At 68.0% G+C, this 25,266-nt stretch carries 24 protein-coding genes and 3 pseudogenes; 11 read left to right on the top strand and 16 right to left on the bottom strand.

Going from position 1 to position 25,266, the window contains the following annotated elements:
• Positions 1-21 precede the first annotated feature (21 nt).
• The 6 genes from ACFXIV_RS17585 to ACFXIV_RS17560 all read right to left on the bottom strand — a co-directional run bounded on the left by ACFXIV_RS17585 (position 22) and on the right by ACFXIV_RS17560 (position 4,598).
• A complete protein-coding gene (locus tag ACFXIV_RS17585) occupies positions 22-573 on the bottom strand; it encodes a GtrA family protein (RefSeq protein WP_379400584.1) in 552 nt (183 codons plus the stop codon).
• A 69-nt stretch (positions 574-642) separates the two neighbouring features.
• Positions 643-1,710: a 2Fe-2S iron-sulfur cluster-binding protein gene (locus tag ACFXIV_RS17580; protein WP_379400585.1), complete on the bottom strand. Its 1,068-nt coding sequence runs from the start codon at positions 1,708-1,710 to the stop codon at positions 643-645.
• Complete coding sequence (locus tag ACFXIV_RS17575) at positions 1,707-2,600, bottom strand: SDR family NAD(P)-dependent oxidoreductase (RefSeq protein WP_379400586.1); 894 nt, start codon at positions 2,598-2,600, stop codon at positions 1,707-1,709. Before ACFXIV_RS17575 ends, ACFXIV_RS17580 begins: the two co-directional genes overlap by 4 nt.
• Positions 2,597-2,815: a hypothetical protein gene (locus tag ACFXIV_RS17570; protein ID WP_379400587.1), complete on the bottom strand. Its 219-nt coding sequence runs from the start codon at positions 2,813-2,815 to the stop codon at positions 2,597-2,599. Before ACFXIV_RS17570 ends, ACFXIV_RS17575 begins: the two co-directional genes overlap by 4 nt.
• Before the next feature lie 9 nt (positions 2,816-2,824).
• Entirely contained in the window at positions 2,825-3,706 is an 882-nt protein-coding gene (locus tag ACFXIV_RS17565) for a metal-dependent hydrolase (RefSeq protein ID WP_379400588.1), read from the bottom strand.
• A 31-nt stretch (positions 3,707-3,737) separates the two neighbouring features.
• Complete coding sequence (locus ACFXIV_RS17560) at positions 3,738-4,598, bottom strand: metal-dependent hydrolase (protein ID WP_379400589.1); 861 nt, start codon at positions 4,596-4,598, stop codon at positions 3,738-3,740.
• 124 nt (positions 4,599-4,722) lie between these two features.
• On the opposite strand from ACFXIV_RS17560, the gene ACFXIV_RS17555 reads away from it, so the two are divergent.
• A complete protein-coding gene (locus tag ACFXIV_RS17555) occupies positions 4,723-5,424 on the top strand; it encodes a TetR/AcrR family transcriptional regulator (RefSeq protein WP_379400590.1) in 702 nt (233 codons plus the stop codon).
• On the opposite strand, the gene ACFXIV_RS17550 is transcribed toward ACFXIV_RS17555, so the two are convergent.
• Entirely contained in the window at positions 5,414-5,956 is a 543-nt protein-coding gene (locus tag ACFXIV_RS17550) for a helix-turn-helix domain-containing protein (protein ID WP_354841428.1), read from the bottom strand. The two genes, ACFXIV_RS17555 and ACFXIV_RS17550, sit on opposite strands and share 11 nt — an antisense overlap.
• A 247-nt stretch (positions 5,957-6,203) precedes the next feature.
• On the opposite strand from ACFXIV_RS17550, the pseudogene ACFXIV_RS17545 reads away from it, so the two are divergent.
• The 4 genes and pseudogenes from ACFXIV_RS17545 to ACFXIV_RS17530 all read left to right on the top strand — a co-directional run.
• Positions 6,204-6,557, top strand: a pseudogene (locus tag ACFXIV_RS17545) (alkyl/aryl-sulfatase); the annotation flags it as partial.
• An 11-nt stretch (positions 6,558-6,568) separates the two neighbouring features.
• On the top strand, positions 6,569-7,153 hold the full coding sequence (locus tag ACFXIV_RS17540; RefSeq protein ID WP_379400591.1) for an alkyl sulfatase C-terminal domain-containing protein: 585 nt from the start codon (positions 6,569-6,571) through the stop codon (positions 7,151-7,153).
• Positions 7,154-7,252: 99 nt separating this feature from the next.
• A complete protein-coding gene (locus ACFXIV_RS17535; RefSeq protein ID WP_379400592.1) occupies positions 7,253-7,927 on the top strand; it encodes a hypothetical protein in 675 nt (224 codons plus the stop codon).
• Positions 7,924-8,079 (top strand): hypothetical protein, encoded by a 156-nt coding sequence (locus ACFXIV_RS17530; protein ID WP_379400593.1) that lies wholly within the window; start codon positions 7,924-7,926, stop codon positions 8,077-8,079. Before ACFXIV_RS17535 ends, ACFXIV_RS17530 begins: the two co-directional genes overlap by 4 nt.
• Here the strand turns inward: ACFXIV_RS17530 and ACFXIV_RS17525 are convergent.
• Positions 8,072-8,719 carry a TetR/AcrR family transcriptional regulator gene (locus ACFXIV_RS17525; RefSeq protein ID WP_379400594.1) on the bottom strand — a complete coding sequence of 216 codons (648 nt, stop codon included), beginning with the start codon at positions 8,717-8,719 and terminating at the stop codon, positions 8,072-8,074. The genes ACFXIV_RS17530 and ACFXIV_RS17525 overlap by 8 nt on opposite strands.
• 104 nt (positions 8,720-8,823) lie before the next feature.
• On the opposite strand from ACFXIV_RS17525, the pseudogene ACFXIV_RS17520 reads away from it, so the two are divergent.
• Positions 8,824-10,067 (top strand): annotated as a pseudogene (locus tag ACFXIV_RS17520) (oxygenase MpaB family protein).
• Between the two features lie 56 nt (positions 10,068-10,123).
• Positions 10,124-11,095: an NAD(P)H-dependent flavin oxidoreductase gene (locus ACFXIV_RS17515; protein WP_379400595.1), complete on the top strand. Its 972-nt coding sequence runs from the start codon at positions 10,124-10,126 to the stop codon at positions 11,093-11,095.
• A gap of 64 nt (positions 11,096-11,159) precedes the next feature.
• On the opposite strand, the gene ACFXIV_RS17510 is transcribed toward ACFXIV_RS17515, so the two are convergent.
• On the bottom strand, positions 11,160-12,902 hold the full coding sequence (locus ACFXIV_RS17510; RefSeq protein WP_379400596.1) for a GMC oxidoreductase: 1,743 nt from the start codon (positions 12,900-12,902) through the stop codon (positions 11,160-11,162).
• 82 nt (positions 12,903-12,984) lie between these two features.
• Positions 12,985-13,488, bottom strand: a pseudogene (locus ACFXIV_RS17505) (NAD(P)-binding domain-containing protein); the annotation flags it as partial.
• Here ACFXIV_RS17505 and ACFXIV_RS17500 point away from each other — a divergent pair.
• Together ACFXIV_RS17500 and ACFXIV_RS17495 are read left to right on the top strand one after the other, a co-directional pair.
• Positions 13,448-14,194 (top strand): AraC family transcriptional regulator ligand-binding domain-containing protein, encoded by a 747-nt coding sequence (locus ACFXIV_RS17500; protein WP_379400597.1) that lies wholly within the window; start codon positions 13,448-13,450, stop codon positions 14,192-14,194. The pseudogene ACFXIV_RS17505 and the gene ACFXIV_RS17500 overlap by 41 nt on opposite strands.
• A 19-nt stretch (positions 14,195-14,213) precedes the next feature.
• Positions 14,214-15,350 (top strand): YeiH family protein, encoded by a 1,137-nt coding sequence (locus ACFXIV_RS17495; protein WP_379400662.1) that lies wholly within the window; start codon positions 14,214-14,216, stop codon positions 15,348-15,350.
• A gap of 54 nt (positions 15,351-15,404) precedes the next feature.
• Here the strand turns inward: ACFXIV_RS17495 and ACFXIV_RS17490 are convergent, their stop codons facing one another.
• A complete protein-coding gene (locus ACFXIV_RS17490) occupies positions 15,405-16,562 on the bottom strand; it encodes a lipase family protein (RefSeq protein ID WP_379400598.1) in 1,158 nt (385 codons plus the stop codon).
• A 226-nt stretch (positions 16,563-16,788) separates the two neighbouring features.
• Between ACFXIV_RS17490 and ACFXIV_RS17485 the strand changes: the two genes are divergently transcribed.
• On the top strand, positions 16,789-17,358 hold the full coding sequence (locus ACFXIV_RS17485) for an NADPH-dependent FMN reductase (RefSeq protein ID WP_379400599.1): 570 nt from the start codon (positions 16,789-16,791) through the stop codon (positions 17,356-17,358).
• A gap of 79 nt (positions 17,359-17,437) precedes the next feature.
• Here the strand turns inward: ACFXIV_RS17485 and fadD32 are convergent, their stop codons facing one another.
• Both fadD32 and ACFXIV_RS17475 read right to left on the bottom strand, forming a co-directional pair.
• Positions 17,438-19,312 carry a long-chain-fatty-acid--AMP ligase FadD32 gene (gene fadD32 / locus ACFXIV_RS17480; protein WP_379400600.1) on the bottom strand — a complete coding sequence of 625 codons (1,875 nt, stop codon included), beginning with the start codon at positions 19,310-19,312 and terminating at the stop codon, positions 17,438-17,440.
• Between the two features lie 164 nt (positions 19,313-19,476).
• Positions 19,477-20,721, bottom strand: coding sequence for a KasA/KasB family beta-ketoacyl-ACP synthase (locus tag ACFXIV_RS17475; RefSeq protein ID WP_379400601.1), 1,245 nt, complete (start codon positions 20,719-20,721; stop codon positions 19,477-19,479).
• Positions 20,722-21,021: 300 nt separating this feature from the next.
• On the opposite strand from ACFXIV_RS17475, the gene ACFXIV_RS17470 reads away from it, so the two are divergent.
• On the top strand, positions 21,022-22,020 hold the full coding sequence (locus tag ACFXIV_RS17470) for an acyl-ACP desaturase (RefSeq protein ID WP_379400602.1): 999 nt from the start codon (positions 21,022-21,024) through the stop codon (positions 22,018-22,020).
• 82 nt (positions 22,021-22,102) lie between these two features.
• Here the strand turns inward: ACFXIV_RS17470 and ACFXIV_RS17465 are convergent, their stop codons facing one another.
• The 3 genes from ACFXIV_RS17465 to ACFXIV_RS17455 form a co-directional block, all read right to left on the bottom strand.
• The gene (locus ACFXIV_RS17465; protein WP_379400604.1) at positions 22,103-23,464 is read right to left on the bottom strand and encodes an MFS transporter; all 1,362 of its coding nucleotides are present in this window, start codon (positions 23,462-23,464) and stop codon (positions 22,103-22,105) included.
• 114 nt (positions 23,465-23,578) lie between these two features.
• Complete coding sequence (locus ACFXIV_RS17460; protein ID WP_379400605.1) at positions 23,579-24,349, bottom strand: ArsR/SmtB family transcription factor; 771 nt, start codon at positions 24,347-24,349, stop codon at positions 23,579-23,581.
• Positions 24,350-24,405: 56 nt separating this feature from the next.
• Positions 24,406-25,239 carry a DUF72 domain-containing protein gene (locus ACFXIV_RS17455; RefSeq protein WP_379387839.1) on the bottom strand — a complete coding sequence of 278 codons (834 nt, stop codon included), beginning with the start codon at positions 25,237-25,239 and terminating at the stop codon, positions 24,406-24,408.
• Positions 25,240-25,266 lie beyond the last annotated feature (27 nt).

The raw sequence follows: 25,266 nt of genomic DNA, 5'->3' as shown, positions 1-25,266 counted from the left end.
GACAGGGCGGGTTCGGCAGGTTCAGGCCATTATCGGACCCATCAGAAAGGCCGACCGCACGTCGTCGCCCGGACGCGAATACCGAAGGGCGTCTCCGGATTCCGTGGCATGGTGTGCTTCGGGCCCCGCGGGGGATTCGGCGGACGGTGATCCGAAGACGAAGCCGCGCAGGGCCAGGAAGCGGAGCGCGCCGATGGCCGCGGTGAGGGCGATGACGGAGGCCGCGCGGGCGAGGGGGCTCAGGCCGGGCGCATAGGAGTCGAGGGCGGCCAGGGCGGCCGTGCTGATCAGGAGGCCGATCACGGCCAGTCCGCCGCCTTCCCATTGGGCGGTGAACCAGGTGACGCGGCCGGCGGCGCGGAAGGTGAGGTGGCGGTGGAGTTCGTTGGCGATCACGGTGCTGAGGATCGAGCCGGCGATATTGGCGATCAGGGGACCGGCGCTGTTCAGGGTCAGGAACAGCAGGAGGTAGGTGATATTGCTGGCGCCGCCGACCACGGCGAAGCGGATCAGCTGGGCGAAGACGTGATCGCCGCGCAGGCAGCGCAGTCCGACATCGGCGGTGGTGTTCATGTGATCACTGTCGCCAGCGCGACTGACATCGACCTGACGTCGACCTGACGCGCGGCTTGCGTCGGGCACTCACTGGTCGAAGGCGATGTGGAGGTCGTCCGATTCGGGCAGGGTCTGGCAGGCGAGGGTCAGGCCCTGGGCCAGTTCGTCTTCGATCAGGGATTCGTTCATCAGCATGCGGGTGCGACCCTGCTTGACGCTGCAGACGCAGGTGGCGCAGGCCGATTCGCGGCACACGTAGGGGGCGTCGATGCCGTGGCTCAGCAGGACATCGAGGAGTTTCTCGGATCTCGGCCACGGCAGGGTGTGGGTTTCGCCGTCGATGTCGACCCGGACGGTCGCGACATCCGCGGCGGCCGTGCCCGGGGCGGTCGCCACGACCTGCGTGGGTTCGGACGCCACGGGGGTGTGGTGTTCGAACGGGTTGTCGGTGAGCGAGCGGTAGTTCTCCTGGTGGATGGCCCGGCCGGGAATGCGGAGCTGACCGAGGCCCTGCTCCACCGAGGACGCGAAACCCGCCGGGCCACACACGTAGACGTCATGACGCCGGTAGGGACGCGCCCACAACGCGAAGACACGCGCGGACGGCAGCCCCCGCTCGGATTCGAGCCAGTGGGTCACTGTCAGCCGTCGCGGGTAACCGCGGGCCAGCTGCTGCAGCCGGTTCGCGAAGATGATCGATTCCCGGTCGCGGTTTGCATAGAACAGCGCGATATTGCCGCGCCCGATGGCGAGCGCCGATTTGAGGATGGAGAACACGGGCGTGATGCCGCTGCCCGCCGCGCAGAGCAGCAGATCGCGGTCCCACGCGCGCGGCACGAAATTGCCCGCCGGTTCGAGGACGGTGAGGATGTCGCCCGCGGAGACGTTGTCGCACAGCCAGTTCGAGCCGTAACCGCCCGGCGTGCGCTTGACCGTCACGGTGGGCCGGTCGTCGCAGTGCGGGCTGCTGGACAGGGAGTAGCAGCGGGCTACCGAGCCGGTGCGCTCGCTGGGAACGCGCAGGGTGAGGTATTGCCCCGGCGCGTAGGCGAAGCGGCGGGTCAGGTCGGTGGGGATATCGAAGATCAGCGAGACCGCGTCGGCGGTCTCGCTGATGACTTCGCGCACCTTCAACAGGTGGGCGCGTGCGTTCAACGGGGTCCTCCCCTGCCGAACGCCAGCTCCCCCAGGGACTGGATGCGCTCCATCGAAAGCGGTTGCGTCATACGGCGATTGACGCCGGGCGCGATACGCAGCATGAAGTAGCCCAGCCAGGCCTCGGCGCGCACCGGAACCACCGCCAGGTCGTACCGGACGGCGCGCACCACGGCCCGTGCCACCAGATCCGGGCTCAACGGCGAGAAGGGCAGCCGCTCGGCCAGTTCCTGAATCTGCGCGGTGAGCTGCTGCCCGCGCTCCAGCAGCCGCGGATCGACGCCCACCGCGATTGCGTGCCGGGCGATATCGGTATTGATCACGCCGGGGCAGATCGCGCTCACCCCAACGCCTTTGGGCGCGAGCTCCAGCCGCAGGCACTCGGTGAGCATCTTCACCCCGGCCTTGGACACCGAGTACGCCGACATGACCGGCGTCGGCGTGAACGCGGCCGCCGAAGCGATGTTCACGATGTGCCCGCGCCTGCCCTCGTCGATCATGAGCCGCCCGAAGGCCCGGCAACCGAACACGACACCGAGCAGGTTCACGCTGAGCTGGTGCTCCCAATCCTCGGGCTCGAGGTCCAGAAACGCCCCGCTGACCAGGATTCCGGCATTGTTGACCAGCACATCCGGCACCCCGTGATCGGCGTGCACGTCCCGGGCGAAGGTGGCCCAGGCGTGCGGGTCGGTGACGTCGAGCTGCATGGCGACCGCCCGCTGACCCTGCGACCGGATAACGGCCACCGTCGACAGCGCCGCGTCCTTGTCGATGTCCGACACGATCACCCGGGATCCCATGCGCGCGAACCGCAGCGCCGTGGCCCGCCCGATCCCGCTGCCCGCACCGGTGACGACCACCAGCTTCGGATCGACACTGCTGAGTTTCACGAGACCTCCTCGGAGAGCACGACCGCCTCCGACGCCGCCGGAGCGCCCACCGTGTAGCGGTACACGTCGAGATCGAAATGGCGGTTCTGCCAATACATCTCGCCGTGCGTGGACGGAGCAATGCCGCTGCCGATGCCCCCGAATCCGGCCCCGACCACGATGACCTCGTGCTCCGGGCGGGCATCGACCGGCGCACCCTTGTCGCCGGCTCTCATGTCGCCTCCTCAGCCGATGCGGTCCAGCAGTTCGCCGTCCGTGCCGAACAGCTCCCGCCGCCACCGTTCGAGCAGCGCGTCGGTGTCGATGTCGTCCGGGTGGAACCCCGGCCGCATATAGGGCCGCATCTCCTTCAGCAGCCCCTTCACGATCGGCCCGCGGTACAGCCGAATCGACTGCCGCACCACCTGCAACGGCCGCCAGCTGCGCGGATCACCGAGAATCGAGGCGAGCACGCCGAGCGAGACCACCGGAATGGTGAAGACATACATCCCCGCCATCACGCCGATACGCACCATTTCGGTCCCGCCGGCGCTCCGGAACACATCGAAGGCCACCGACTTGTGCTCGAGTTCCTCGAAAGCGTGCCAGTTCAACAGATTCCAGACCTCCGGATCACCGGGTATGTCCTGGATCTCCTGGGTGCCCAGCACCCGCTTGGCGAGCGTCGCCGTGTAGTGCTCGGCCGCAGCGGTCATCGCCAGATGCACCTGCCGCGGCACCGCGTTCTCGATCGCGACCACACCCTTCTCCCGTAGCGCGCCGGGTGCGAAGGTGAACAGGCGGACGATGGGGAAGCCGTTCTCGATGAGCTGCTCGTTCAACCGCCGATGCTGCTGCCCGTGCACCGCCTCCTGACCGATGAATCCGGCCACCCGCTTCTTGAGCACGGGATCGGTGATCTCACCGGAGAATTTGCGCACCGAGCGGATGAAGGATTCCTCGCCCGGCGGGAAGGCCGCCGAGAGCACCGCAATCAGGTGGGTGAGGGGAATGTCGCCCTGGACGAACTGATGCGCCATCGGTTCGGGCTCGCCGAACCGGAATCGCATGCGCCGCACCTTCGGATACGGCATGAGGGACGTGCTGTCCTGCCGACCGATCGCCATTGGCCGGTCCTTTCTTGCAATGGGGTTGTGACTACTTCACGTGGTCGACGAGCTGACCGTCCGCCCCGAAAAGCGCCTGCTGCCACCGGGACAGCAGTGCGGCGGTGTCGATGTCGTCGGGGTGGAAGCCGGGCCGCAGGTACCTGCCCAGCTCCGGCATGAGCCCGCGGAAGATGGGGCCGGTGAACAACCGGTATGCCTCGCGCGCCACGCGGATCGGCTGCCGCCGCGCGGCCGGGTCACGCCCGACGGCCAGCGCCAGGCTCAGATAGGTCAGCGGCAGCGTCAGCGAGTACATGGCGAGCATGACCCCGATACGGGTGCGCTCGGTGCCGCCGACCGCGCGGAACACGTCGAAGGCCACCGACTTGTGCTCGAGTTCTTCCAGCGCATGCCAATTCAGCAGATTCCACACTTCCGGATCGCCGGGAATGGCCTGGATCTCGTCGCTGGACAGCACCCGCTGCGCCAGCACGGCGGTGTAGTGCTCGGCCGCCGCGGTCATGGCCAGGTGCACCTCGGGCGACACCCGCTCCTCGATCCAGAGCATGCGCTCCTTGGCCCGCTCGGAGTCCAGCCAGGCGATGGGATAGCCCAGCTCGACCAGCTTTTCATTGAGTTTGCGGTGCTCCTGGCCGTGCATGGCCTCCTGCCCGACGAAACCGGTCACCCGCTTCTTGAGCATCGGATCGGTGACCCGGTCGGCCACCCGGCGCACCGAACGGATGAAGGACTCCTCCCCCGCCGGGAAGCCGCCGGACATACCGGCCACGAAATGGCTGTAGACCATGTCGTTTTCGACGAAGTACTTGTCGCTGGAAGCGCGCTGATCGAATCGGAACCTGATGCGGCGGGCCTTGGGATAGGCCTGCGCCGGAGAGGCATTCGCCATCTGGACCATCCTTGATGCAACACGAAGTACCTAGTACTGCGTGTTCGATACCATGCTCAGTGTAGGATTGTCCCAGACAGCACACAAGAGGTGTGCCGTAACGGATCGAATTACAATCTGCCGCATGGCCTCCCACCCGCGTCACCGCCCGGGCGAGAGGAAGGGCGATGCGCGCTACGACCGCTGGCACTCGCACCGCACCTCGGTCCGGGCCGAACTCATCGAGGCCACCATCCGCGCCATAGACGCCCACGGCCCCGATCTGTCCATCGACGATGTGGTGAAAACCGCTGGTATACCGCGTCCCAAGCTGTATCGCTTCTTCGGCGACAAGGTGGAACTGCTGGCCGCGGTGAGCGGGAGCGTCCAGCAGCTCATCGTCGAGCGGGTCACCCCGCACCTGAACCCCGCCGGACCGGTCCGCGACGGTCTGCGCACCGCCCTGACCGCCTACATCGATCTGGTGGCCGAGCGCCCCAACCTGTTTCGCTTCATTGTCAGCTCACATGTGGTCGCGGCCTTCGGCGCGACCCGCCTGATCGAGGACGGCCGCCCACTGTCCGATACAGTCGCGGACTTCTTCTCCGGCGTGCTGCGCCTGCGCGGCGCGAACGGCGACCATACCCAGTTCGCGGTGGACGCCATGCTCGGCGCGATCGGCCTGGGTGTGCTGCGCTGGCTCAACGAACCGGCCATCACCGCAAAGGAACTCGCCGAGGAACTGACCGCCTTCGCCTGGGGTGCGCTCGCGGCCACCGCCGCCGCCCGCGGCCTCACCCTCGATCCGGACGCGCCGCTGCTGCCGCTGCCCCAGCTCAGCGAATGAAGCGCTCCACCATCCGCCGCTCGCTGGCGGCATCGGCCAGCGGCCAGGTCAGCAGCGACAGCACCATGCGCACAATCCATTGCGCCGCTTCGTCATCCGGCGCGATCCCGGTGAGCAGGGTGGCGATCCGCCCCAGCTCCGGCGAGCTCGCGAAGGCCCCGTCGCTGCCGCCCGCCCGGGTGCCCGCGAATCCCTTGGCCAGCACCGGATCCGAGCGCACCGCCGCCACCGACGCCAGGATCGCCTCCACGATCCGGCGCGGGCCCTCGTAGCGCCGCACCGCCGCGGCCACCCGCTCCGCCACCGCGATCGCCGATTTGGCCATCACCGCGTCGAACAGTGCGGCCTTGCCGGGAAAGTGCCGATACAGCGTGGCCCGCGAGCAGCCGACCGCGCTCGCCACCTCGTCCATCCCCACATGGTCGAACCCGCGCGCCTGGAACAGTTCCGACGCGACCCCGACGATCCGGTCCGCGGCGACCGACCGCCGGACGCCACCCGCCAGCCAGTCCACGCGCTGCTCGGTCACCATGCCCACTCCTCATCGATGAAGATCAGGTCTCATCCTGAGATGTGAGTCACGATTCGTCCAGAGTCAATGCGGCCACCGCAGCCGGGCCGCTGGATATCCGTTGGATAGCTGAATCTCCGCGAATGCACCAAATTCACCTTGGGCACCCACCTGCAACAGACCTATCTAAAATTGCTGGAAGTTCACCCGTTCTGTGTGAGGCTGGCGAAAGACGTGGCAGTCGGAAATCCCAACAGTGAGGTGGCACATGACAGCAGCACCCGTTGATCGCACCGATTTCGACAATGCCGAGCGTGGATTCATCGCGCGACTCTCGCCCGCCGTGATTCCGGGGAAGAGCGGCGGCGTGGCCTACGACGCGGACTCCTTCGACTTCCTGAAGGCCGACGGCGCGGCCACCGTCCCGCCGAGCCTGTGGCGGCAGTCCCAGCTCACCGCGATGCACGGCCTCTACGAGGTGTGCGAGGGCGTGTATCAGGTTCGCGGCCTGGATATTTCGAACATGACGCTGATCGAATCGGACAACGGCGTCATCGTGATCGACCCGCTCGTGAGCGCGGAGACCGCCGCCGCGGCGCTGGCGCTGTACCGCGCGAACCGCTGCTCGGCGGCGTGGACGCGACCGTCGCCAAGGTGAAGGAGTTCGTGGACCAGGGCGACCTGCGCTTCGCGGCCGAACTCGGCAGCCACGCGGTCTTCGCCGATCCGTCCCACGCCGAGGCCAAGGAGACCCTGGCGGCGGTGTTCGAGCAGCTCGGCCTCGGTTCCGAGAACGCGACCTGGCGCAACTGTTTCCTCACCGGCGCACAGGAACTCCGCCGGGGCGTCGCCCCCACGGCGATCGCCGCCAGCCAGGCGGTAGCCCTCGCCATGAGCATCACCCAACTGTTCGACACGCTGTCGCTGAACATCGTCGGATCGCAGGCGTGGGACGAGAAGTTCAGCATCGCTTGGCATTTCACCGACAGCGGCGAGGAATACCGAATGGAGCTGAGCCATGGCGCGCTCATCCACCATCCGGCCACCCGCAAGCGGGATGCCGATCTCGACATCACCCTCACCAAACTCGGCCTGCTGCAGCTGATGGCGACAGGGAAGTTCGACGGCCTGCAGACCAAGGGCGATACCGGGGTGTGGAAGCGGCTCACCGGCCTGCTCGACAAGGCCGATCCCAATTTCACGATCGTCGTGCCCTGACGCTCGGAAAACCGCCGGACCGCCTCGACACCCGCCGAGGCGGTCCGGATCCGACTCGGCCACCACCGAATTCACCATCGAGGATGAGGGAGTAAGAGCATGAACTCGCCGGTGCAGACCACGCCCGGATCCAGCCGCGCGATGTCCATCGAGGCCATGGGGGTGACCGGAATCGTCTTCGCGCTGCTCGCCTTCATCGCGGTGGAGATGCTGCGCGGCCTTCCGGGCTGGAGTGCCGATCACGCGACCGTGGAGCAGTGGTTCGGAATGGCCGGGCATCGGAATCAGCTCACGGCCGTCGTCCTGATCATGGTGGTGGCCTCGATCGCCCTGCTGTGGTTCATCGGCACGATCCGCCGCCGCATCGGCCGCGCCGAGGATCAGCTCTTCGCCACCGTATTCCTCGGTAGCGGACTGATTCTCATCACCGTCCTGCTGACCGCGGTCGCCGCCTTCGCGGTGCCGGCGACACTGGCGCAGCAGGTCAGCGCGAAGGCCGCCGCGGACGCGTACCCGGTCGGTCACGGCCTGGGCATGATCCTGATGACCATCGTCGCGCCGCGCATCGCGGCGGTGTTCATGCTCTCCCTGGCGAACCTGGCGCGGATCACCGGCGCATTCCCGAAGTGGCTGACGATCCTGTCCACGGTGGCAGCGCTTTTCATGCTGGTCGCGGTGACGGTCTCGATCCACATCGCCTGGATCCTGCCGACCTGGTGCCTGGTGGTCAGCGTGGTGATCATGTGGCGGCGGAAGCGATTGGCCGCGCCGTGACCGAGCGTCAGGGTGCGGTCATCAAGGGCTGGTTCGGTTTCCGGGTCTTCGCCGGCGCGGTCCGGACGACGTGGCCTCTGATTCCCCGGCCGCTGCGCTACGACCGGCGCGTCTACCGCAAGATCCGCGCCGCCGGAAAGGGACTCAGTTAGCAGCCATTTCGCGTTGCACGGTGGTCGTGATCTCGGACGCGGTCAGGATCATGGCCACCAGGAAGTCGATGAGCTGGGCACGGTCGATGTCCAGCTCCTCGCGCAGCCATTCGATGAGGATCTCCAGGCCGCCGTGGGCCACCGTACGGGCGGCGAGCTCGGCGTGCACTCCGGTGACGGCGGCGTCGCCCAGCAGTTCGCGCCCTTGATCGAGCATGACCTGGGCGACCACGTCGATGAGTTCGGTACGGCGGCGGCGCAATTCGTCGGTGGTCTGCATGTCGATGGCCAGCCGGCGGCGGGCGGGATGATCGGCGATGGCGGTGACACCGGCCTCGATCACGGCCCGCAGGCGGATCCGGGTGTCGGCGGGCGCGGCGGCGATGACGCCCATCACCGCGGCGACGACCTCGGCCAGCTGCTCGTCGACCAGTTCGTACAGCAGCCGGTCGGTGTGGCTGTAGGTCTCGTAGAAGTAGCGATCGTTGAGCCCGGCGCGGGCACACAGCGCGCGCACCTTCAAGCCGCCGATGCCCTCCTCCGCGATCACCTCCAGCGCGACTTCGCGCAACCGCTCGCGCCGCTGGTTCCGGCGCTCATCAGCGCTGAGACCGGCGTATCGGCCACGGGGTATGTCCACGGTTCCGCCCTGTCTGTTGCCATGCCGCAAGGTTTGGTGAAGACTATCACCAAAGTTCTGGTGACGTCCTTCACCAGAATCTGAACGCACCCAGGAGGCACGCAATGACGCGTTCCGAATTGCCCGATCCGGTGATCTTCCGGGAGTTCCCGTTCAATATCGGGGTCAAGATCCTCGCCCCCGGAGATATCCGCCCGACCCCCGAGCAGCAGGCCGCCTACCGCAAGTTCACCAAGATGGGCGACCCGCTGGCCGACGCCGTGGTCGAGATGTTCCGGCGACCGGGCAGGGCCGGGCCATGTTCGAGACGGCCCTGGAGCGCGGCATCGACGCGGTGCCGGACGCGCCCGCCGAGCTGAAAGCCTTTTTCGCGCACATCGATTCGGTGCCGTTCTGGCTCGACCAGGACAAGATGGACCGGGCCGCGCGGGTCAGTGGCCGGGTCGGGCCGTGGGCGACCAACCTGGCCCTGTCGATGTTCTCGCTCAATGGCGGCTACCTCGCCTCGCGGGCGGGCAAGGTACTGGTCGGCACCGGCGGGCTGTCGGCCGAGACCATGGCGCCCCGCCGGGTCGTCGAGACCGCGACCTGGTGGATCGACGTGACCGCGCCGGGCGGACTGCAGCGGTACGCGCCAGGATTCAAGAACACCGTGCGGGTGCGCATCATGCACGCGCAGGTGCGGGCGGGCATGAACCGGCGGCCGGATTGGGATTACGAGCAGTGGGATCAGCCGCTCAACCAGTCCCTGACCGCGGGCACGCTGATGTTGTTCTCGCTGGCCACGATTGCCGGGTGCAATGCCGTCGGGCTGCGGTTCTCGAAGAAGGAGAAGGCGGCCGTCTATCACCTGTGGCGGTATGTCGGCCACGTGATCGGGCTCGATCCCGAGATCCTGCCGGCCGACGAGACCGACACCTGGCGGCTGCTGTGGCTGCAGGCCGACTACGAATTCCTGCCCGACGAGGACTCGCGGCGGCTGTCCAAGGCATTGGTGTCCGCGCTCGGCCCGGTCTACGGATTCGACGGGCCCGGCCTGCGATCCCGCGCGCTGCGCTGGGCCTTCACCATGTATGCGGTCTCCTACAGCCGAATCCTGCTGGGCAAGACCAACTCCGACTTCCTGGAAATGCCCTGCAGCCGCGTCTTCCTGGCGGCGGTGCTGGCCACGGCGGCCGTCAACGGCGTGCTGGAGGTGCCGCGCCGGATCATTCCGGGCGCAACCCGGCTGAGCGAGCGGCTGGGCCGCCGCGCCACCGAGCGCATGATGCGGCGGGCCGCCCTCGTGAACAATCCGGACCGCAGCTACGCCCGCCACGATCGGCTGGCCGAAACCCGCGCGGCCTGAACTTCTTACCAGCGGTAACCTACGCCGGGTAACCCCTTGATGAAGGAATCTGGTCAATGAGCCTGCCGCCCATCCTGTCCGAGCGCCTGCGCCTGCCCGCGGTCGCCTCCCCCATGTTCATCGTGTCCGGGCCCGAGCTGGTGATCGCCCAGTCCAAGGCGGGCATCGTGGGTTCGTTCCCGTCGCTGAACGCGCGGCCGCAGTCGCTCTTCAAGGAGTGGCTGGTGCGGATCAACGAGGAGCTCGCCAAGCACGACGCCGACAATCCGGAGCAGCCGTCGGCGCCGTACGCGGTGAACCTGATCGTGCACAAGAGCAATGACCGGCTGGAGGAGGACCTGGCCACGGTCGTCGAGCACCGGGTGCCGATTGTCATCACCTCGCTGGGCGCGCGGCCCGATGTCAATGAGGCCGTGCACTCCTACGGCGGCATCGTGCTGCACGACATCATCAACAATGTGTTCGCGCACAAGGCCGTCGAACGCGGCGCGGACGGCCTGATCGCGGTGGCGGCGGGCGCGGGCGGGCACGCCGGGCCCCAGTCCCCCTTCGCGCTGACCCAGGAGATCCGGTCCTGGTTCGACGGCCCGCTGCTGCTGTCGGGGTCCATCGCACACGGCCGCTCCATCCTGGCCGCGCAGGCCGCGGGCGCGGACCTGGCCTACATCGGCTCGGCCTTCATCGCCACCGACGAGGCCAATGCGGTGCCCGGTTACAAGCAGATGATCGTCGACTCCGGCGCGGGCGACATCGTCTACTCCAACCTCTTCACCGGCGTCCACGGCAACTACCTGCGGGGCAGCATCACCGCCGCCGGCATGGACCCCGACAACCTGGGCCAGTCCGACCCGTCCGCCATGGATTTCGGCACCGGCGAATCGGACACGCCCGGCGCCAAGCCGTGGAAGGACATCTGGGGCTCCGGCCAGGGCATCGGCGCCGTCGACGCCATCCGCCCGGCCGCCGATGTCGTCGAACGCCTCATCCGCGAATACGACCAGGCCAAGGCTCGCCTGCTGGCGCTCTGACCGAACCCGCTCCACCGCCACGAAAGGGCGGGCGCACCCGCGCCCGCCCTTTCGCCATTGCAGCTCAACGACTTTCCCGGGTGGCCTCCGCGTGCCTCTTCGAACCCTCGTTGAAGCCGACCAGCGGGAGCCGCAGGGCGGCCGGGGCGGTGGGCGGGACGACCGGGTTGCGGGGCGGAATCGGGGGTATACGGCGGTAGGCCGCACCGACCTCCGGGCGGGGGTCGGGCTCACCCTTGTTGGGCCACAACGAGAGTGCGCGTTCGGCCTGGGCGGTGATGGTGAGCGACGGGTTGACGCCGAGGTTGGCCGAGATGGTGGAGCCGTCGATGACGTGCAGGCCCGGGTGACCGTAGAGCCGGTGGTAGGCATCGACGACGCCGGTGGCGGGCGAGTCGCCGATGGCGCAGCCGCCCAGGAAATGTCCGGTCATGGGGATCTTCAGAATGCTGGAGCTGGCGCCGATGGGGATGCCGTCGATGGCGTCCGCCACCCGACGGGCGACCTCGTGCCCGGCGGGGACCCAGGTCGGATTGGGCTGGCCCTCCCCCTGTTTGGTGGTCATGCGGCGGCCGAACAGCCCACGCTTGGTGTAGGTGGTGATGGAGTTGTCCACCGACTGCATGACCAGCAGACCGATGGTGCGCTCGGACCAGTGTCGCGAATTGTGCACCCGGACCGCGTCGCGAGGCCGACGGCCGGCCGCTCGCAACCAGAGCCGCCAGCGCGGGGTATCGCCCTGATCATCGACCATCAGAGTGCTCATCACGCCGAAGGCATTGCTGCCCTTTCCATAGCGCACCGGCTCGACATGGGTGTCGTGGTCGGGGTGGATAGAGGACGTGATCGCCACGCCCCTGGTGTAGTCCGCGTGCTCGTCACGGCTGCGCACACCGAGTAATTCCTCGGAATTGGTGCGTGACAGATAGCCGAGCCGGTCGGAGATCCCGGTGAGCGAGCCTTTGTCCCGCAGCCGGTGCAGCAACCGCTGGGTCCCGAGCGAGGCGGCGGCGAAGATCACGTGCTCGGCCGTGAATTCGCGACGCTGCCTGCGGACCACGCGCCCGGTACGGACCGTCTCCACCGCGTAGCCGCCGCCGCTCAGCGGTCGCACATCGGTGACCGTGGTGAGCGGATGCACTGCGGCACCGGCCTTTTCGGCCAGGTACAGGTAGTTCTTGACCAGCGTGTTCTTGGCATTGTGCCGGCAGCCCGTCATGCATTCACCGCAGTGGGTGCAGGTGCGCCGGTCCGGCCCGGCGCCGCCGAAGAACGGGTCCGGCACGTCCTCGCCGGGGCGGCGGCCGGGTCCGCCGAAGAAGACGCCGACCGGGGTGGGCCGGTAGGTGTCGCCGATTCCCATCCCCTCGGCCACATCTCGCAGCACGCGATCCGCCGGGGTGGTCGCCGGATTGGCCGTCACGCCCAGCATGCGTCTGGCCTGGTCGTAGTGCGGGGCGAGCTCGTCCTTCCAGTCCGTGATGTGACCCCACTGCCGGTCCGCGTAGAACTTGTCCGGCGGCTCGTAGAGGGTGTTGGCATAGACCAGCGAGCCGCCGCCGACACCCGCACCCGCCATCACGAAGGTGTCGTTCAGCAGCGCCAGCCGCTGAATTCCGAAGCAGCCCAGGGCCGGGGCCCACAGGTACTGCCGCAGCCGCCACGAGGTCTTCGCGAACTCGTGGTCCTCGAAGCGGCGGCCGGCCTCCAGCACACCGACGCGGTACCCCTTCTCGGTCAGCCGCAGGGCGCTGACGCTGCCGCCGAAACCGGAACCGATGACGAGGACGTCGTAGTCGAATCGCATTGCTACTCCTGGGATTCTGCGTGGGCGACCGGGGTGAGCCGGTAGTCGGCGGGGTGCAGGCGGCGGGTCGCGCGGCGGTATCTGCGCTGGCGCCGGTTCCGATCACGGCCACCCGCTTCCCACGCAGGTCCACGTCGTGATCCCACTCCGCCGAGTGGAAGGCGGCGCCGGTGAAGGTCTCGATGCCGGGCAGGTCCGGCACCGCCGGGCGGGAGAGCTGGCCGACCGCCGAGACCACGATGCCGGCGCGCAGCTCGTCGCCGTCGGCCAGCCGCACCGTCCACGTGCCGGTCGCATCGTCGAATTCGGCCGCGGTGACCTCGGATCCGAAGCGGATCCGGCCGAGCAGCCCGTACTTCTCGGCCAGCCCGCGCAGGTACCGCTGGATCTCCGCCTGCGGCGCGCATCGCTTGGACCAGGGCTGGTGGTCATGCGTCCCTCTCCTCACCTCGATGTGCTCGGGTCCGACGCTACGACCTGCGCATATCCCGTCATGAAAGAGCGACGGCCACAAAATCAACACTTTCGGCCATAATCGGTCCACCGTGCCCGCCGACGTGCAGCGCTTCCTGGTCGAACGGGACATCGTCGCCATGCACCGGGTGATGAGCGATCTGCTGGGCGCGCGCGTCGACTACACCCGCGCCGAATTCGGCTATCCGGGAACCGATGCCGGGCAGCGACTGGAATCGCTGTTCGGCGTGCGACCGCGATTCGACTGCCCGCACACCGTTTTCGGCATCGACCCCGGCCTGCTGGCCCGCACGCTGCGCCGCCATCTCGAGGCGGCCGGCACCTCCTACCGCGCGCTGCTCGACGAGGTGCGCCGTACCCTGGCCGAGGAGATGCTGACCGCGACGCCACTGTCGTTGGACGACATCGCCATTCGGCTCGGGTACTCCGGTGATCCGGCCGCCGGTCAGGACGAGCGGGGACCGAGGCCACCCCGTTCATCCACGCGTTCAAACGCTGGACCGGCACCACACCGGCCGCGCATCGGCGCGCGTACCTCCGCGACTGAGCGGAAACAGCGCGACCGGGCTGGAATCAGGCCGATTCCAACGCTGTCCGAAATCCTCCGGGCATCCCATAGTGCAGACCTGCTGTACTGCGCTTTTTCGACCTGGAGGCCCCTGGTGAACAGTCCCAATCCCGCGCCGGAGACATCCGCCGCCCGGCCGTCGTGGCCCGACACGCTCGGACGTCTGGGTGCCGACTGGTGGTCGGTGGTCGTGTCGGGCGTGGTGACCGTGCTCGCCGTGTTCGACGTGCTGCCGAAGATTCCGTGGTGACGCCGTGAGTAACACCACCGTGAATCTCGGAAAGAACGCCGAAACTGCCCCCGGGGCAACCGACTTCGACGAGCCCTCGGGTCCGCTCACCGTTGCCCGCCTGCTCGGCTACGTCCCGGGCATTCTGCTGCTCATCGCGGTCGGCGTGCTCGGCAAGTACGCGCAGATCTGGTGGAACGCCGCCGCCAAGCATCAGCACTGGACCGTCCCCGATATCGAATACGTGCTGTGGGCCATCCTGATCGGCCTGCTCATCACCAATACCGTTGGCCTGCACCCGATCTTCCGGCCCGGAGTCGGCACCTACGAGTTCTGGCTCAAAGTCGGCATCGTGGCGCTCGGCTCGCGCTTCGTACTCGGCGATGTGGCGAAGCTGGGCGGTACCAGTTTCATTCAGATCCTGGTCGACATGACCGTGTCGGGCGCGATCATCCTGGCGGTGGCACGCTGGCTGGGCCTGTCCGGCAAGCTCGGATCGCTGCTGGCCATCGGCACCGCCATCTGCGGGGTGTCGGCCATCATCGCGGGCAAGGGCGCGATCCGGGCCCGCAATTCCGATGTCGGCTATGCCATCGCGGCCATTCTCGCGCTGGGCGCGGTCGCGCTGTTCGCGCTGCCGCCGCTCGGGCACGCCATCGGGCTCAGCGATCACGAGTTCGGGCTGTGGGCGGGCCTGGCCGTGGACAATACCGCCGAGACCACCGCCACCGGCTATCTGTTCTCCGATGAGGCGGGCAAGATCGCGGTGTTGGTGAAGTCCACCCGCAATGCCCTCATCGGGTTCGTGGTGCTGGGCTTCGCGGCCTACTGGGCCGCGCGCGGCGAGGCCGAGGCCATCGCGCCCGGGCTGCGGGCGAAGGCGGTGTTCGTGTGGTCCAAGTTCCCGAAGTTCGTGCTGGGCTTCCTGGCCGTGTCCGCGGTGGCGACCTTCCACTGGCTGAGCAAGCAGCAGGTCACCAATCTGGCCAATGTGTCCCGCTGGGCCTTCCTGCTCACCTTCGCGGGCGTCGGGCTCAATACCAATATCCGCGAGCTGGCCCGCACGGGTTGGCGGCCGCTGGTGGTCGCCGTGGTCGGCCTGGTGACCGTCGCGGTGGTCTCACTCGGGCTGGTGCTGTTCACCTCGCGCGTCCTGCATTGGGGTGTCGCGGGCTGAGATTCGCGAGAAAAGGCCGGGATCCGTCGGTGGATCCCGGCCTTTTCTCGATGATTACGCCCCGCGGAGCAGCACCGGAGCGTCGGCCTCCTCGGTGAAACGCTCGGAGAGGAACCGCATGGCCGGTCCCGCGAAGGCCATTGCGCCGCCGATGTGTTCACGTCCCCGCATGGTGTGCATGGTGACGTCCGCGCCCAGCGCCTCCCACTCCTCCGCGAGGCGCACGGCCTGCGGATACGGGATGACCTGCTCGCTGGTGCCGCCGGCCACCAGAACCGGTGTGGCGGGCGCGATTCCGCCCAGCCGGTTCTCCAGCAGCCGGGCCTTGACCTCGGGCACGTCGAACGGGGGCCGGTGGCAGAAGGTCGACACCTTCGTGGGCACGATCAGACCCGCACCGATCCCGAGCACGGCCGCGGCGGCGACATGGGTGTGGCGGAACAGCGCGGCCAGGGCGCGGCCCTGCGGCTTGAGGTGCTGCAGCACCTTCAGTTCCGGATAGGCGGCCTCGATGCCGAGCACACCGTAGAAGAGCAGGAAGGCGTAGGGCGTGCCGTCCAGGAACTTCACCATGTCGACCATGTCGGCCGGCGCCGAGCCGACCACGCCGCCGGCGAGCGGCAGGTCAGGGGCATAGTCGGGCTGCAACTGCAGCGCCCAGCCCGCGGCATTGCCGCCCTCGGAGTAGCCGTAGATGCCCAGCGGGCCATCGGGATCCAGGTCCGCCTCGGGCAGCCGGCGCGCGGCGCGCATGCTGTCCAGGACAGCCGGGCCCAGGGCGCGGCCCATGACGTACGGGTGCAGACCCGGAGTGCCCAGGCCCGGATAGTCGGTGATGGCGAGCGCCCAGCCGCGGCGCAGGCCGGCGCGGAGAAAGACCGATTCGTACTCCAGCCCGAACCGCAGCTGCCAGGACGCGGCGGCGACCGTGTTCGCCAGGCCCTGCGTGCCGACGGCGTACCCGACCAGCGGGCGCGAGCCGGGTCCGCGCCACGGCGTGTTCGGCACCAGCACGGTGCCGCTGACCTGTGTCGGAGCTCCGGTGGCGGTGGTCGATGTGTACTTGATGCGCCAGGCGTGAGCAGGCAGCGGAACCCCGGGCAGCATCCGTGCGGTCATCGGTTCGGCGGCCAGCAGCCTGCCGGGTTCGAACGCACCGGGATATCCGGCACCGACCGCCGCCTCGTCGAGGCGGTTGGTGTTCGCAGTCATCGTTGCCTGCCCTTCTTGCACACACTCGCGTTATGCAGTTGTCGTACAACCGGACCTGAGGGGTGGCGTCAGCTGTCCCGGACAGTTCGGTTGAACGGAACCATACCCACTATGAGAGATAGCGACACCTCTTGTCACAACAACTCCCATTCGGTGGGACGGCGCATAGGAGTCAACGACCCCGTGACCTCGAAATACTCCCGGCCCCAGCCGTGTTGGCGCAGTTGTGACTATTCCCCGCATCCTGTTGATTTCGGGCAGCACTCGCGAGGGCTCGACGAACACCGCCGCGCTGCGCTCGATCGCCGCCGACGCCGGGTCCGACTTCGAGGCCGTTCGGTACCAGGGCCTGCTCGACCTGCCCGCTTTCATCCCCGGTGACGAGCCCGAGCCGCCCGTGGTCGAGGCCCTGCACCGGCAGCTCGCCGAGGTCGACGCGGTGCTGTTCTGCACCCCGGAATACGCGGGGATGATCCCCGGCAGCCTGAAGAACCTGCTCGAGTGGACGGTCGGCAATGCCGATCTCAGCGACAAGCCGGTCGCCTACGTGAACGTCGCCTACGAGGGCCGCGGTGAGGCCGCCGTGGCCACCCTGCGCACCGTGCTCGGCTACGTCGGAGCCGAGTTGATCGAGGCAGCCTGTGGCCGCATCACCGTGCTCCAGAGCGGTATCGGACCGGATGGCCTGGTTGCCGATGCGGATGCCCGCGCCCGCCTGAATGCCGCCGCCCGCACCCTGGCCGCGTGTGCTGCCCACCCCGCCGAGCAGCTCACCTCGGTACAACTCGATAACTGACGCATCCCCTCGACCCGAAGCGCCGAGTGGCACACCTTCGAGGCCTCCCGGAGGTGTGCCACTCGCCGAGGAAACCCGGTCAGTCGGTCTCGTCCGGGAACGCCTGCTGGCGCTGGCCGCCGCGGAGGGTGCCCTCCAGGTAGGCCGCTTTGCAGGCGCGGCGGGCGATCTTGCCGCTGGAGGTGCGCGGAATCGAGCCCGCGGGAACCAGCAGCAGGTCCCGCACGGTGACGCCGTGGCGCTTGGCGATGGCCGCCCGCACGGACGCGGTGATCGGCTCCGGGTCGAGCTTGGCCGCGCCGGTACCGCGTTCGGCCACGATGACCAGTTGCTCGGAGGCCGGCGCGGCGGTGTCGACCGCGACCACCTCGGCCGGTAGCTGATCCCCCGCGACCGAGAAGGCCGCCACGAAACCCGGGCGCAGGGCGGTGCTGGACTCCTGGGCGGAGTACTCCAGATCCTGCGGATAGTGGTTGCGGCCGTCCACGATCACCAGGTCCTTGACGCGGCCGGTGATGAAGAGCTCGCCGTCGTAGTACGCGCCGAAGTCGCCGGTGCGCATCCAGTTCCCGTCCGCCGCCGCACCTTCCGCGTGGCTCGCGGGCTGCCGGGAGGTGAGCCTGTTGTGGAACGTGGCAAGGCTCTCCTCCGGACGGCCCCAGTAGCCGCGACCGATGTTCGCACCGTGCAACCAGATCTCGCCGACCTCGCCCTCGGCCTTCTCCGCGCCGGTGTCCGGGTCCACGATGGCCGCCCACTGGGACTTCGCCACGTAGCCGCAGGACACCTGGGCCACAGCGTTTTCCGCGTACTCGTCGACCTCGACCATCTGCCCGGCATTGAGCCGGGTGCGGTCCACCCAGACCGTGCGGGCCTCGTCCTCGCGCTTGGTTGCGGAGACGAACAGCGTGGCCTCGGCCATGCCGTAGCAGGGTTTGATGGCGGTCTTGGGCAGGCCGTACGGGGCGAAGGCGTCGTTGAACTTCTGCATCGAGGTCACCGACACCGGCTCGCTGCCATTGATCAGTCCGATGACATTGGACAGGTCCAATTCCTCACCGGCCTTGGGCAATCCGCGGACCGCGGCGTGCTCGAAGGCGAAATTCGGTGCGGCGGCGAAGATCTCGGCGCCGTCCTCCTGGGCGGCCAGCTCCTTGATCCAGCGGTAGGGCCGGCGTACGAAGGCGCTGGGCGACATGATGGTGATGTACTTGCCGCCGATGGTGGGCAGGATGACCGTCAGCAGCCCCATGTCGTGGAACAGCGGCAGCCAGGTGACGCCGCGGGCCTTCTCGGTGATGCCGATGGCATCGATCATCTGCAGCAGGTTGGTGCCGACCGCCCGGTGCGTGATCTCCACGCCGGCCGGAGTACGGGTGGAGCCGGAGGTGTATTGCAGGTAGGCCACATCGTCCATCTGCAGGTGCGGCCGTACCCAGCTCTCCCCCACGCCGTCCGGGATCGCCTCGACCGCCACGATGCGCGGACGCTGCGGCGCGGGTAGGTGTTTGAAGATCTCGCGCACCCCGGAGGCTGCCGCACCGACCGTCAGGACGGCTGCGGGCATGCAGTTCTCGAGCACGGCGTACAGCCGGTCGGTGTGCCCCTGCTCGTCCGGATCGAACAGCGGTACCGCGATATTGCCCGCGTACACCGCCGCGTACATGGCCACGATGTAGTCGAGTCCCTGCGGCGCCAGGATGGCGACCCGGTCGCCCGGCTGCGTGACCTGCTGTAGTCGGGCGGCTACGGCGCGCAGCCGGATGCCGAAGCGATTCCACGTGATGTCGTGGTACTCGCCGTCGCGTTCACGTGAATAGTCGATATAGCGGTAGGCGAGCTCGTCCCCGTTGGCCGCGGCGTGCTTGTCGAGCAGGTCGACCATGGTCTGGTTGTCAGGGATCTTGATGTTGCCGTGCTCGTCCAGATAGTCATCGATGGTCTCGCCGATCATTCCCTATCCTTTTTCAACTCACAGTCGTCAGAACTGTGCAGTGACACCGAACAAAGATCGACACGAAAGCCCGAATGTAGCTGGGGGCTGGGGAACTCTAGCAGGTGCCGGAATCCCGCGTCACCGTCTACGGCCGATGGAGGTACCGCGTACGGCCGGGGCGATCAGTAGCGGCCGAAAGCTATGGCCACGTTGTGCCCGCCGAAGCCGAAGGAGTTGTTCAGGGCGTAGTCGTAGCGACCCGGCCGGGCCTGGCCTTTCACCACATCCAGGTCGATCTCGGGGTCCTGATTCTCCAAATTCAGTGTGGCGGGGATGATTCCGTCCCGCACGCTGAGGACGGTGATGATCGACTCCAGCGCGCCGACCGCGCCGATGGAATGCCCGAGGGCGGATTTCGGCGCGTACACCGCAGCGTGATTGCCGACAGCTTGCTTGATGGCGTTCGCCTCCGCGGTATCGCCGATCGGCGTGGCGGTGGCGTGCGCATTGATATGCGTGACATCGGATTTGGACAGACCCGCGTACTCCATGGCGCGGGACATGGCACGCGCCGCGCCGGTGCCCTCGGGGTCGGGGGCGACCAGGTGGAAGCCGTCGGAGGTGACGCCCGCGCCCATGATGCGGGCGTGGATGGTGGCACCGCGGGCCTTGGCATGCTCCTCGGTCTCGATGACCATGAGCGCGCCCGCCTCACCGAAAACGAAACCGTCGCGGTCCATATCGAACGGCCGTGAGGCGCCCTTGGGGTCGTGGTTGCGGGTGCTCAAGGCGCGCATCATGGAGAACCCGGCGATGGGCAGCGCCTGAATGGAGCCCTCCACGCCGCCGGTGACCACCATGTCGGCGTCGCCCATGACGACCATGCGCCAGGCATTGCAGATTGCCTCCGAACCGGACGAACAAGCCGAAACGGGAGTGCACACACCGGCCCTCGCGCCCAGCTCGACACCGACGCAGGCGGCCGCGCCATTGGGCATCACGGCCTGCACGGTGTTCGGGACCACCTTGCGGTAGCCGCCGTTGACCAGCTTGTCGCGAGCGGACATGAGCATCTCCGCGCCGCCGATCCCGGTGCCGATGGAGACGCCGAGGCGATCCTGGTCCACCTCGGGGCTGCCGGCATTGGCCCACACCTCGCGACCCAGCACCAACGCCATCTGCTCGACGTAGGACAGGCGCCGGGCCTCGGCATTGGTGACCAGGCCGGCGGGCGAGACCTTGAGGTGACCACCGATGCGGACCGGTAAGCCGAAATCGTCGAGGAAGCTGTCCTCGAGGACGTCGATCCCGCTCTCCCCGTTGAGTAGTCCCTTCCACGTCGAGTCGACGTCGCCCGCGATCGAGGTGGTCGCCGCGAGCGCGGTGACCACGACACTGGGGTACTGCCGGCGATGGGGCGTCTGCATGTTCACTCTCCGTAGCAATGCTTCGGCGAACCAGCGTGCGATCCGCATGGCTGTCAAGGACTGGTTTGGAACTAGCGAGCAAGCCCGGCCGTGAACGCATCGGCGGGGTATGAAGCCAATATTCGGCGAACTGAGCTAGATTATCCGAGGCGGAGCCGATCAGTCTCATTAAGCGACACGCGGGCATCCCTTTCAACTTCACGGATCCCCTCGCCGCGACGGCGATCGCCGGATCTCCAGCATTTCTCTCCTAACATCATTCCCCCAGCGCCGAGCCATTTCGAGGGAGGGCACAGGATCGTGGCCAGGAGTCTCACGCAGTTGGAGCTGCTCATCGAGCTGGAACCGATTGCCGAGCAGAACGTGAACCGTCACCTATCGATGGCCAAGGACTGGAACCCGCACGACTACGTGCCGTGGGATCTCGGTCGCAACTTCGCAGCTATGGCAGGTGTGGACTGGGAACCCGAGCAGTCGAAGCTCAGCGAGGTTGCCAAGGCGGCCATGGTGACCAATCTTCTCACCGAGGACAATCTGCCCAGCTATCACCGGGAAATCGCCGAGAACTTCTCCCAGGACGGGGCTTGGGGTACCTGGGTGGGCCGCTGGACGGCCGAGGAGAACCGGCACGGCATCGTGATGCGCGACTATCTGGTGGTCACCCGGGGGGTGGATCCGGTGGCGCTGGAACAGGCACGAATGATTCACATGACCGACGGGTACAACCCCGCGCATCTGATCAGGAAGTACTCGGATACCGAGTTCATTCAGGCCGATGCCGGATTTATGCATTCCGTCGCTTATGTGACATTCCAGGAATTGGCGACCCGGGTGTCCCACCGCAATACCGGCAGAGTGTGCGACGACCCCATCGCGGACCGCATGCTGCAGCGGATCGCCGCGGACGAGAACCTGCACATGCTCTTCTATCGCAACATGTGCGCCGCGGCCCTGGACCTCTCGCCCGACCAGGCCATGGATGCCATCACCAATGTCGTGGTGAGCTTCCAGATGCCCGGCCTGGGCATGCCCAACTTCCGCCGCAACGGCGTGCTGATGGCCAAGCACGGCATCTACGATCTGCGCCAGCACCTCGACGAGGTGCTGATCCCCAACCTCAAGAAGTGGAACATCTTCGAGCGCACCGACTTCGGCCCTGCCGGCGACCGGCGCCGCAACGAGCTCGGCGAATTCCTCGACAAGCTCCGCAAGGACGTGGTCCGCTTCGAGGAGCAGCGCGACCGCTCGCTCGCCCGCGAAGCCCAGCGCTCCGGCAAACCCCCGGTCCTCGTGGGCTGAATCATCCGGTGGCACACGGCGGAGCGGGCCGGGCCCGCCCCGCCGTGTGCCGCGTCCACATTCAGGGTCGACCCTGCCGCATTCAAGGACGACCCAGCGCCGGGAGGAGCGACCGGGCCAGGATGGCGGCGACGAGGTAGACCGCGGCGGCGATCGCCAGCGGGATGGCGAGCGAATCGGGGGCGATCGGAATCAGCGCGCCCAGGACCGCGACACCGAGCGCCGAACCCAGCTGCCGGGCGGCATTGAACGCGGCGGCGGCCAACCCCGCGTGCGCCGGGCCCGCAGCCGAAACGGTGACATTGGTGGCCGCGGGCATGGTGTAGGCCATACCGAAACCGATGAGCAGCAAGGGGATCGCGACCACCGGATAGGGCGTCCGGGCACTGATGCAGGCAAGGCCGATCAGCCCCGTCGCGCCGATGGTCAGGCCGGTGACGATGACCACCCGGGGGCCGCGGCGCGCGGCGTGCCGGCCGCCCAGGGCGGAGGCCAGGATGCCGACGGCCATCTCGGGCAGCAGTGCCGCACCGGCCAGCGCGGGCGAATAGCCCAGGTGCCGTTGCAGGTACAGGCCGACCACGAAGAGCTCGCCGTAGAAGCCGAAGTTCTGCGCCAGGCCGATCATCGCACCGCCGGTGAAACCACGTTCGCGACGAAGCCCCCTGGGCAGCAGCCCTTTACCCGAGCGTGCCGCCACAGATCCCAGCAGCAGACCTGCCGACGCCGCCACAACCGTGACCGTGAGCAGCTCCGGACGCATGGGACGGGCACCGCCGAGAATCACGAAGGCAGTGACTCCCGCCATGGCGACGACGGCCGCGACGTGCCCCGACACCGGAATCGGCTGCGCCACACCGGGTACAGACGGTGCTGCCCGATGGATCAGCACCGCCGTCACCGCGCACACCGGCACGTTGACGGCGAAAATCGCAGGCCAGCCCAAGGTTTCGGAAAGCACGCCGCCCAGCACCGGCCCGCAACTGGCCGCCGTCGACCCGATCGCACCCCAGATCCCGGTGGCCCTCGCCCGCTCCGCCGCATCCGGATACGTGAACCGGATCAATGCCAGCGAGGCCGGAATCAGCAGCGCCGCACCGATTCCCTGCATCACCCGGGCCGCTACCAGCAGCCCGACCTCCGGCGCCACCGCACACCCCACCGAGGCCACCGCGAAGAACCCCAGCCCCGCCTGGAACGACCGCCGAGCCCCGAACCGATCCGCCAGCCCGCCACCCAGCATGAGCAGCGCCGCGACGGTGACGGTATACCCGTCGACCACCCACTCCAGCCCCGTCACCGTCGTATGCAGCCCGACCGCCATCCGATCCAACGCGATGTTCACGATCGTGGCATCGAGAATGACAACGAAATACCCGGCGGAAATCGCCGCCAGCGCCGGCCCACCACTCCCGGTCCGCGCCTCTTCCAGTGTTCGGGTCATGCCCTCCACTCTGGCCCCCAACAACTTCGGCCCGGACCGAACCATCCCGGCGTCGATCGACCCGGAGATGGCGTGCCTGCCGGTGTTCGTGCGGGAGGTGCGCGGCCCGGTCTTTCAGGCGCCGCGTGGAACGACCTTTGCGGGGGCTGCGGTGGCGGTTCCGGCGGGGTCGGAGCTGATGGCGGTCTTGTCGATGCCGGCTGTACGGTCGAGTGCTGCCCAGCCGGCGGGGGTGAATGCCATTGCGCGGGGGGTGGTTCCGGGGGCGCACCAGTTTTTGTCGAGCATGCGGCGCAGCATCAGTGCGCCGAGGCCGCCGGCCAGGTGGTAGCGGCGTTCGGACCAGTCGAGGCAGGCCTTGACCGGTGGGCGGCGGCCGAAATGCCGGAGATCGGTTGGGGTGATGGCCAATTCGTCGAGGAGGGGGTGGGTGTGGTCGGTGGCGGTCCAGTGGCCGCCGATCACGTTCAGCAGGGCGGCGTGGTGCAGGGCGTCGAAGATCGCTACCCCGACGGCTCCGGCGAGATGGTCGTAGCAGGTGCGGGCGAGCTTCAGGTCGCGGTTGGCGCGAGCGCCACGTAGCGAACGGACCGGTTGGACCGGCGAGATCAGGGCCATGGCTTCCAGGACCTGGACCACCTCGGGGAGTGCGATGCGGTAGTAGCGGTGGCGGCCCGCCTTCTCGACGGCCAGCCAGCCCTGATCGACCAGCTTGCCCAGGTGCTCGCTGGCGGTCGCGGCCGTGACGCCCGCCGCCCGGGCCAGTTCGCCGGCCGGCTGGGCGCGGCCGTCGGCCAGGACGGTGAGCATGCGGGCCCGGGCCGGGTCGGCCAGGAGGCGGGCGGCTCCGGAGATGTCCACATCGCCGTCTCTGATCGGTTCCATTGGTCCAGTGTCCCGCCGCCATCCTTCGGCCCGCGCCGAACGGTCCGCGGGTCCGGTCAGAACAGGGTCATGGGGTCGGTGGGGAGGGGGTCCGGCAGGGGTTCCAGGTCGGGGAGGTGGGCACGGACCTCGGCGTGGAAGCGGCGGGCGAGGGTGCGGGCCGAGGCATTGTCGGGCGTGTGGATGAACACGGTCGGGGAGCGGCCTTCGCGCAGCCAGGCGACGGTGGTGTCGATCCAGGGCTGCCAGCCGGCGACGGTGGTGGCGATGTCGTCGCGGCCGTGATAGCGCACGATGGGGTATTCGGTGAGGGCGCGGGTGCGGCGCGGGTTGTTGGGCTTCTTGGAGCGGGCCTCGTACTCGGCCGGGCTGACGGGCGGGCCGTCGAACAGGACAGTGGTGTCGAACGGAATCCACTCCGCACCCGCGGCCGTCAGTACCTGTTCGAGTTGGGCGGTGGCGCGCGGGTTTTCGAAGAAGGCGGGATGGCGCACCTCGACGGCGCAGCGGTAGTGCGACGGCAGGCCGTCGAGCAGCTCGGCGAGAGCGGGCAGATTGGTGAAGGAGGCGGGCAGCTGCACCCACAGCGAGTGCAGGCGGCGGCCCAGCGGTTCGATGGCGTCCAGGAACGCCGCCATCTCGTCGTCGATGCCGGTGAGGCGGCGGTCGTGGGTGATGGTGCGGGGCAGTTTGATCACGAAGCGGAAGTCGGGATCGGTTTGGCGGGCCCAGGATTGGACGGTGCGCCGCTGCGGGACCGCGTAGAAGGTGGTGTTGCCCTCCACCGCATTGCACCAGGAGGAGTACGTGCGCAGGCGTTCTGCAGGGGGGAGCGGCTTCTCCTGCCAGTCCGGGTGTGTCCACATTGCGCAACCGACGTAGAGCCGCATACCTGCCACGTTAGGTCAACGACTTCC

Origin of the sequence: Nocardia sp. NPDC059236, from assembly GCF_042754085.1 — a bacterium.
Lineage (GTDB): Bacteria > Actinomycetota > Actinomycetes > Mycobacteriales > Mycobacteriaceae > Nocardia.
This window is presented reverse-complemented; position numbering and strand designations above follow the sequence as displayed.

What these genes read in the sequence shown, in the direction of transcription:
- ACFXIV_RS17535 (WP_379400592.1), top strand. Translation starts at nt 7,253, where the DNA reads ATGAACTCGCCGGTGCAGACCACGCCCGGATCCAGCCGCGCGATGTCC.
- ACFXIV_RS17460 (WP_379400605.1), bottom strand. Translation starts at nt 24,349, where the DNA reads ATGGAACCGATCAGAGACGGCGATGTGGACATCTCCGGAGCCGCCCGC.
- ACFXIV_RS17475 (WP_379400601.1), bottom strand. Translation starts at nt 20,721, where the DNA reads ATGCAGACGCCCCATCGCCGGCAGTACCCCAGTGTCGTGGTCACCGCG.
- ACFXIV_RS17510 (WP_379400596.1), bottom strand. Translation starts at nt 12,902, where the DNA reads ATGCGATTCGACTACGACGTCCTCGTCATCGGTTCCGGTTTCGGCGGC.
- ACFXIV_RS17455 (WP_379387839.1), bottom strand. Translation starts at nt 25,239, where the DNA reads ATGCGGCTCTACGTCGGTTGCGCAATGTGGACACACCCGGACTGGCAG.
- ACFXIV_RS17570 (WP_379400587.1), bottom strand. Translation starts at nt 2,815, where the DNA reads ATGAGAGCCGGCGACAAGGGTGCGCCGGTCGATGCCCGCCCGGAGCAC.
- ACFXIV_RS17560 (WP_379400589.1), bottom strand. Translation starts at nt 4,598, where the DNA reads ATGGCGAATGCCTCTCCGGCGCAGGCCTATCCCAAGGCCCGCCGCATC.
- ACFXIV_RS17465 (WP_379400604.1), bottom strand. Translation starts at nt 23,464, where the DNA reads ATGACCCGAACACTGGAAGAGGCGCGGACCGGGAGTGGTGGGCCGGCG.
- ACFXIV_RS17490 (WP_379400598.1), bottom strand. Translation starts at nt 16,562, where the DNA reads ATGACTGCGAACACCAACCGCCTCGACGAGGCGGCGGTCGGTGCCGGA.
- ACFXIV_RS17550 (WP_354841428.1), bottom strand. Translation starts at nt 5,956, where the DNA reads ATGGTGACCGAGCAGCGCGTGGACTGGCTGGCGGGTGGCGTCCGGCGG.
- fadD32 (WP_379400600.1), bottom strand. Translation starts at nt 19,312, where the DNA reads ATGATCGGCGAGACCATCGATGACTATCTGGACGAGCACGGCAACATC.
- ACFXIV_RS17555 (WP_379400590.1), top strand. Translation starts at nt 4,723, where the DNA reads ATGGCCTCCCACCCGCGTCACCGCCCGGGCGAGAGGAAGGGCGATGCG.
- ACFXIV_RS17585 (WP_379400584.1), bottom strand. Translation starts at nt 573, where the DNA reads ATGAACACCACCGCCGATGTCGGACTGCGCTGCCTGCGCGGCGATCAC.
- ACFXIV_RS17515 (WP_379400595.1), top strand. Translation starts at nt 10,124, where the DNA reads ATGAGCCTGCCGCCCATCCTGTCCGAGCGCCTGCGCCTGCCCGCGGTC.
- ACFXIV_RS17565 (WP_379400588.1), bottom strand. Translation starts at nt 3,706, where the DNA reads ATGGCGATCGGTCGGCAGGACAGCACGTCCCTCATGCCGTATCCGAAG.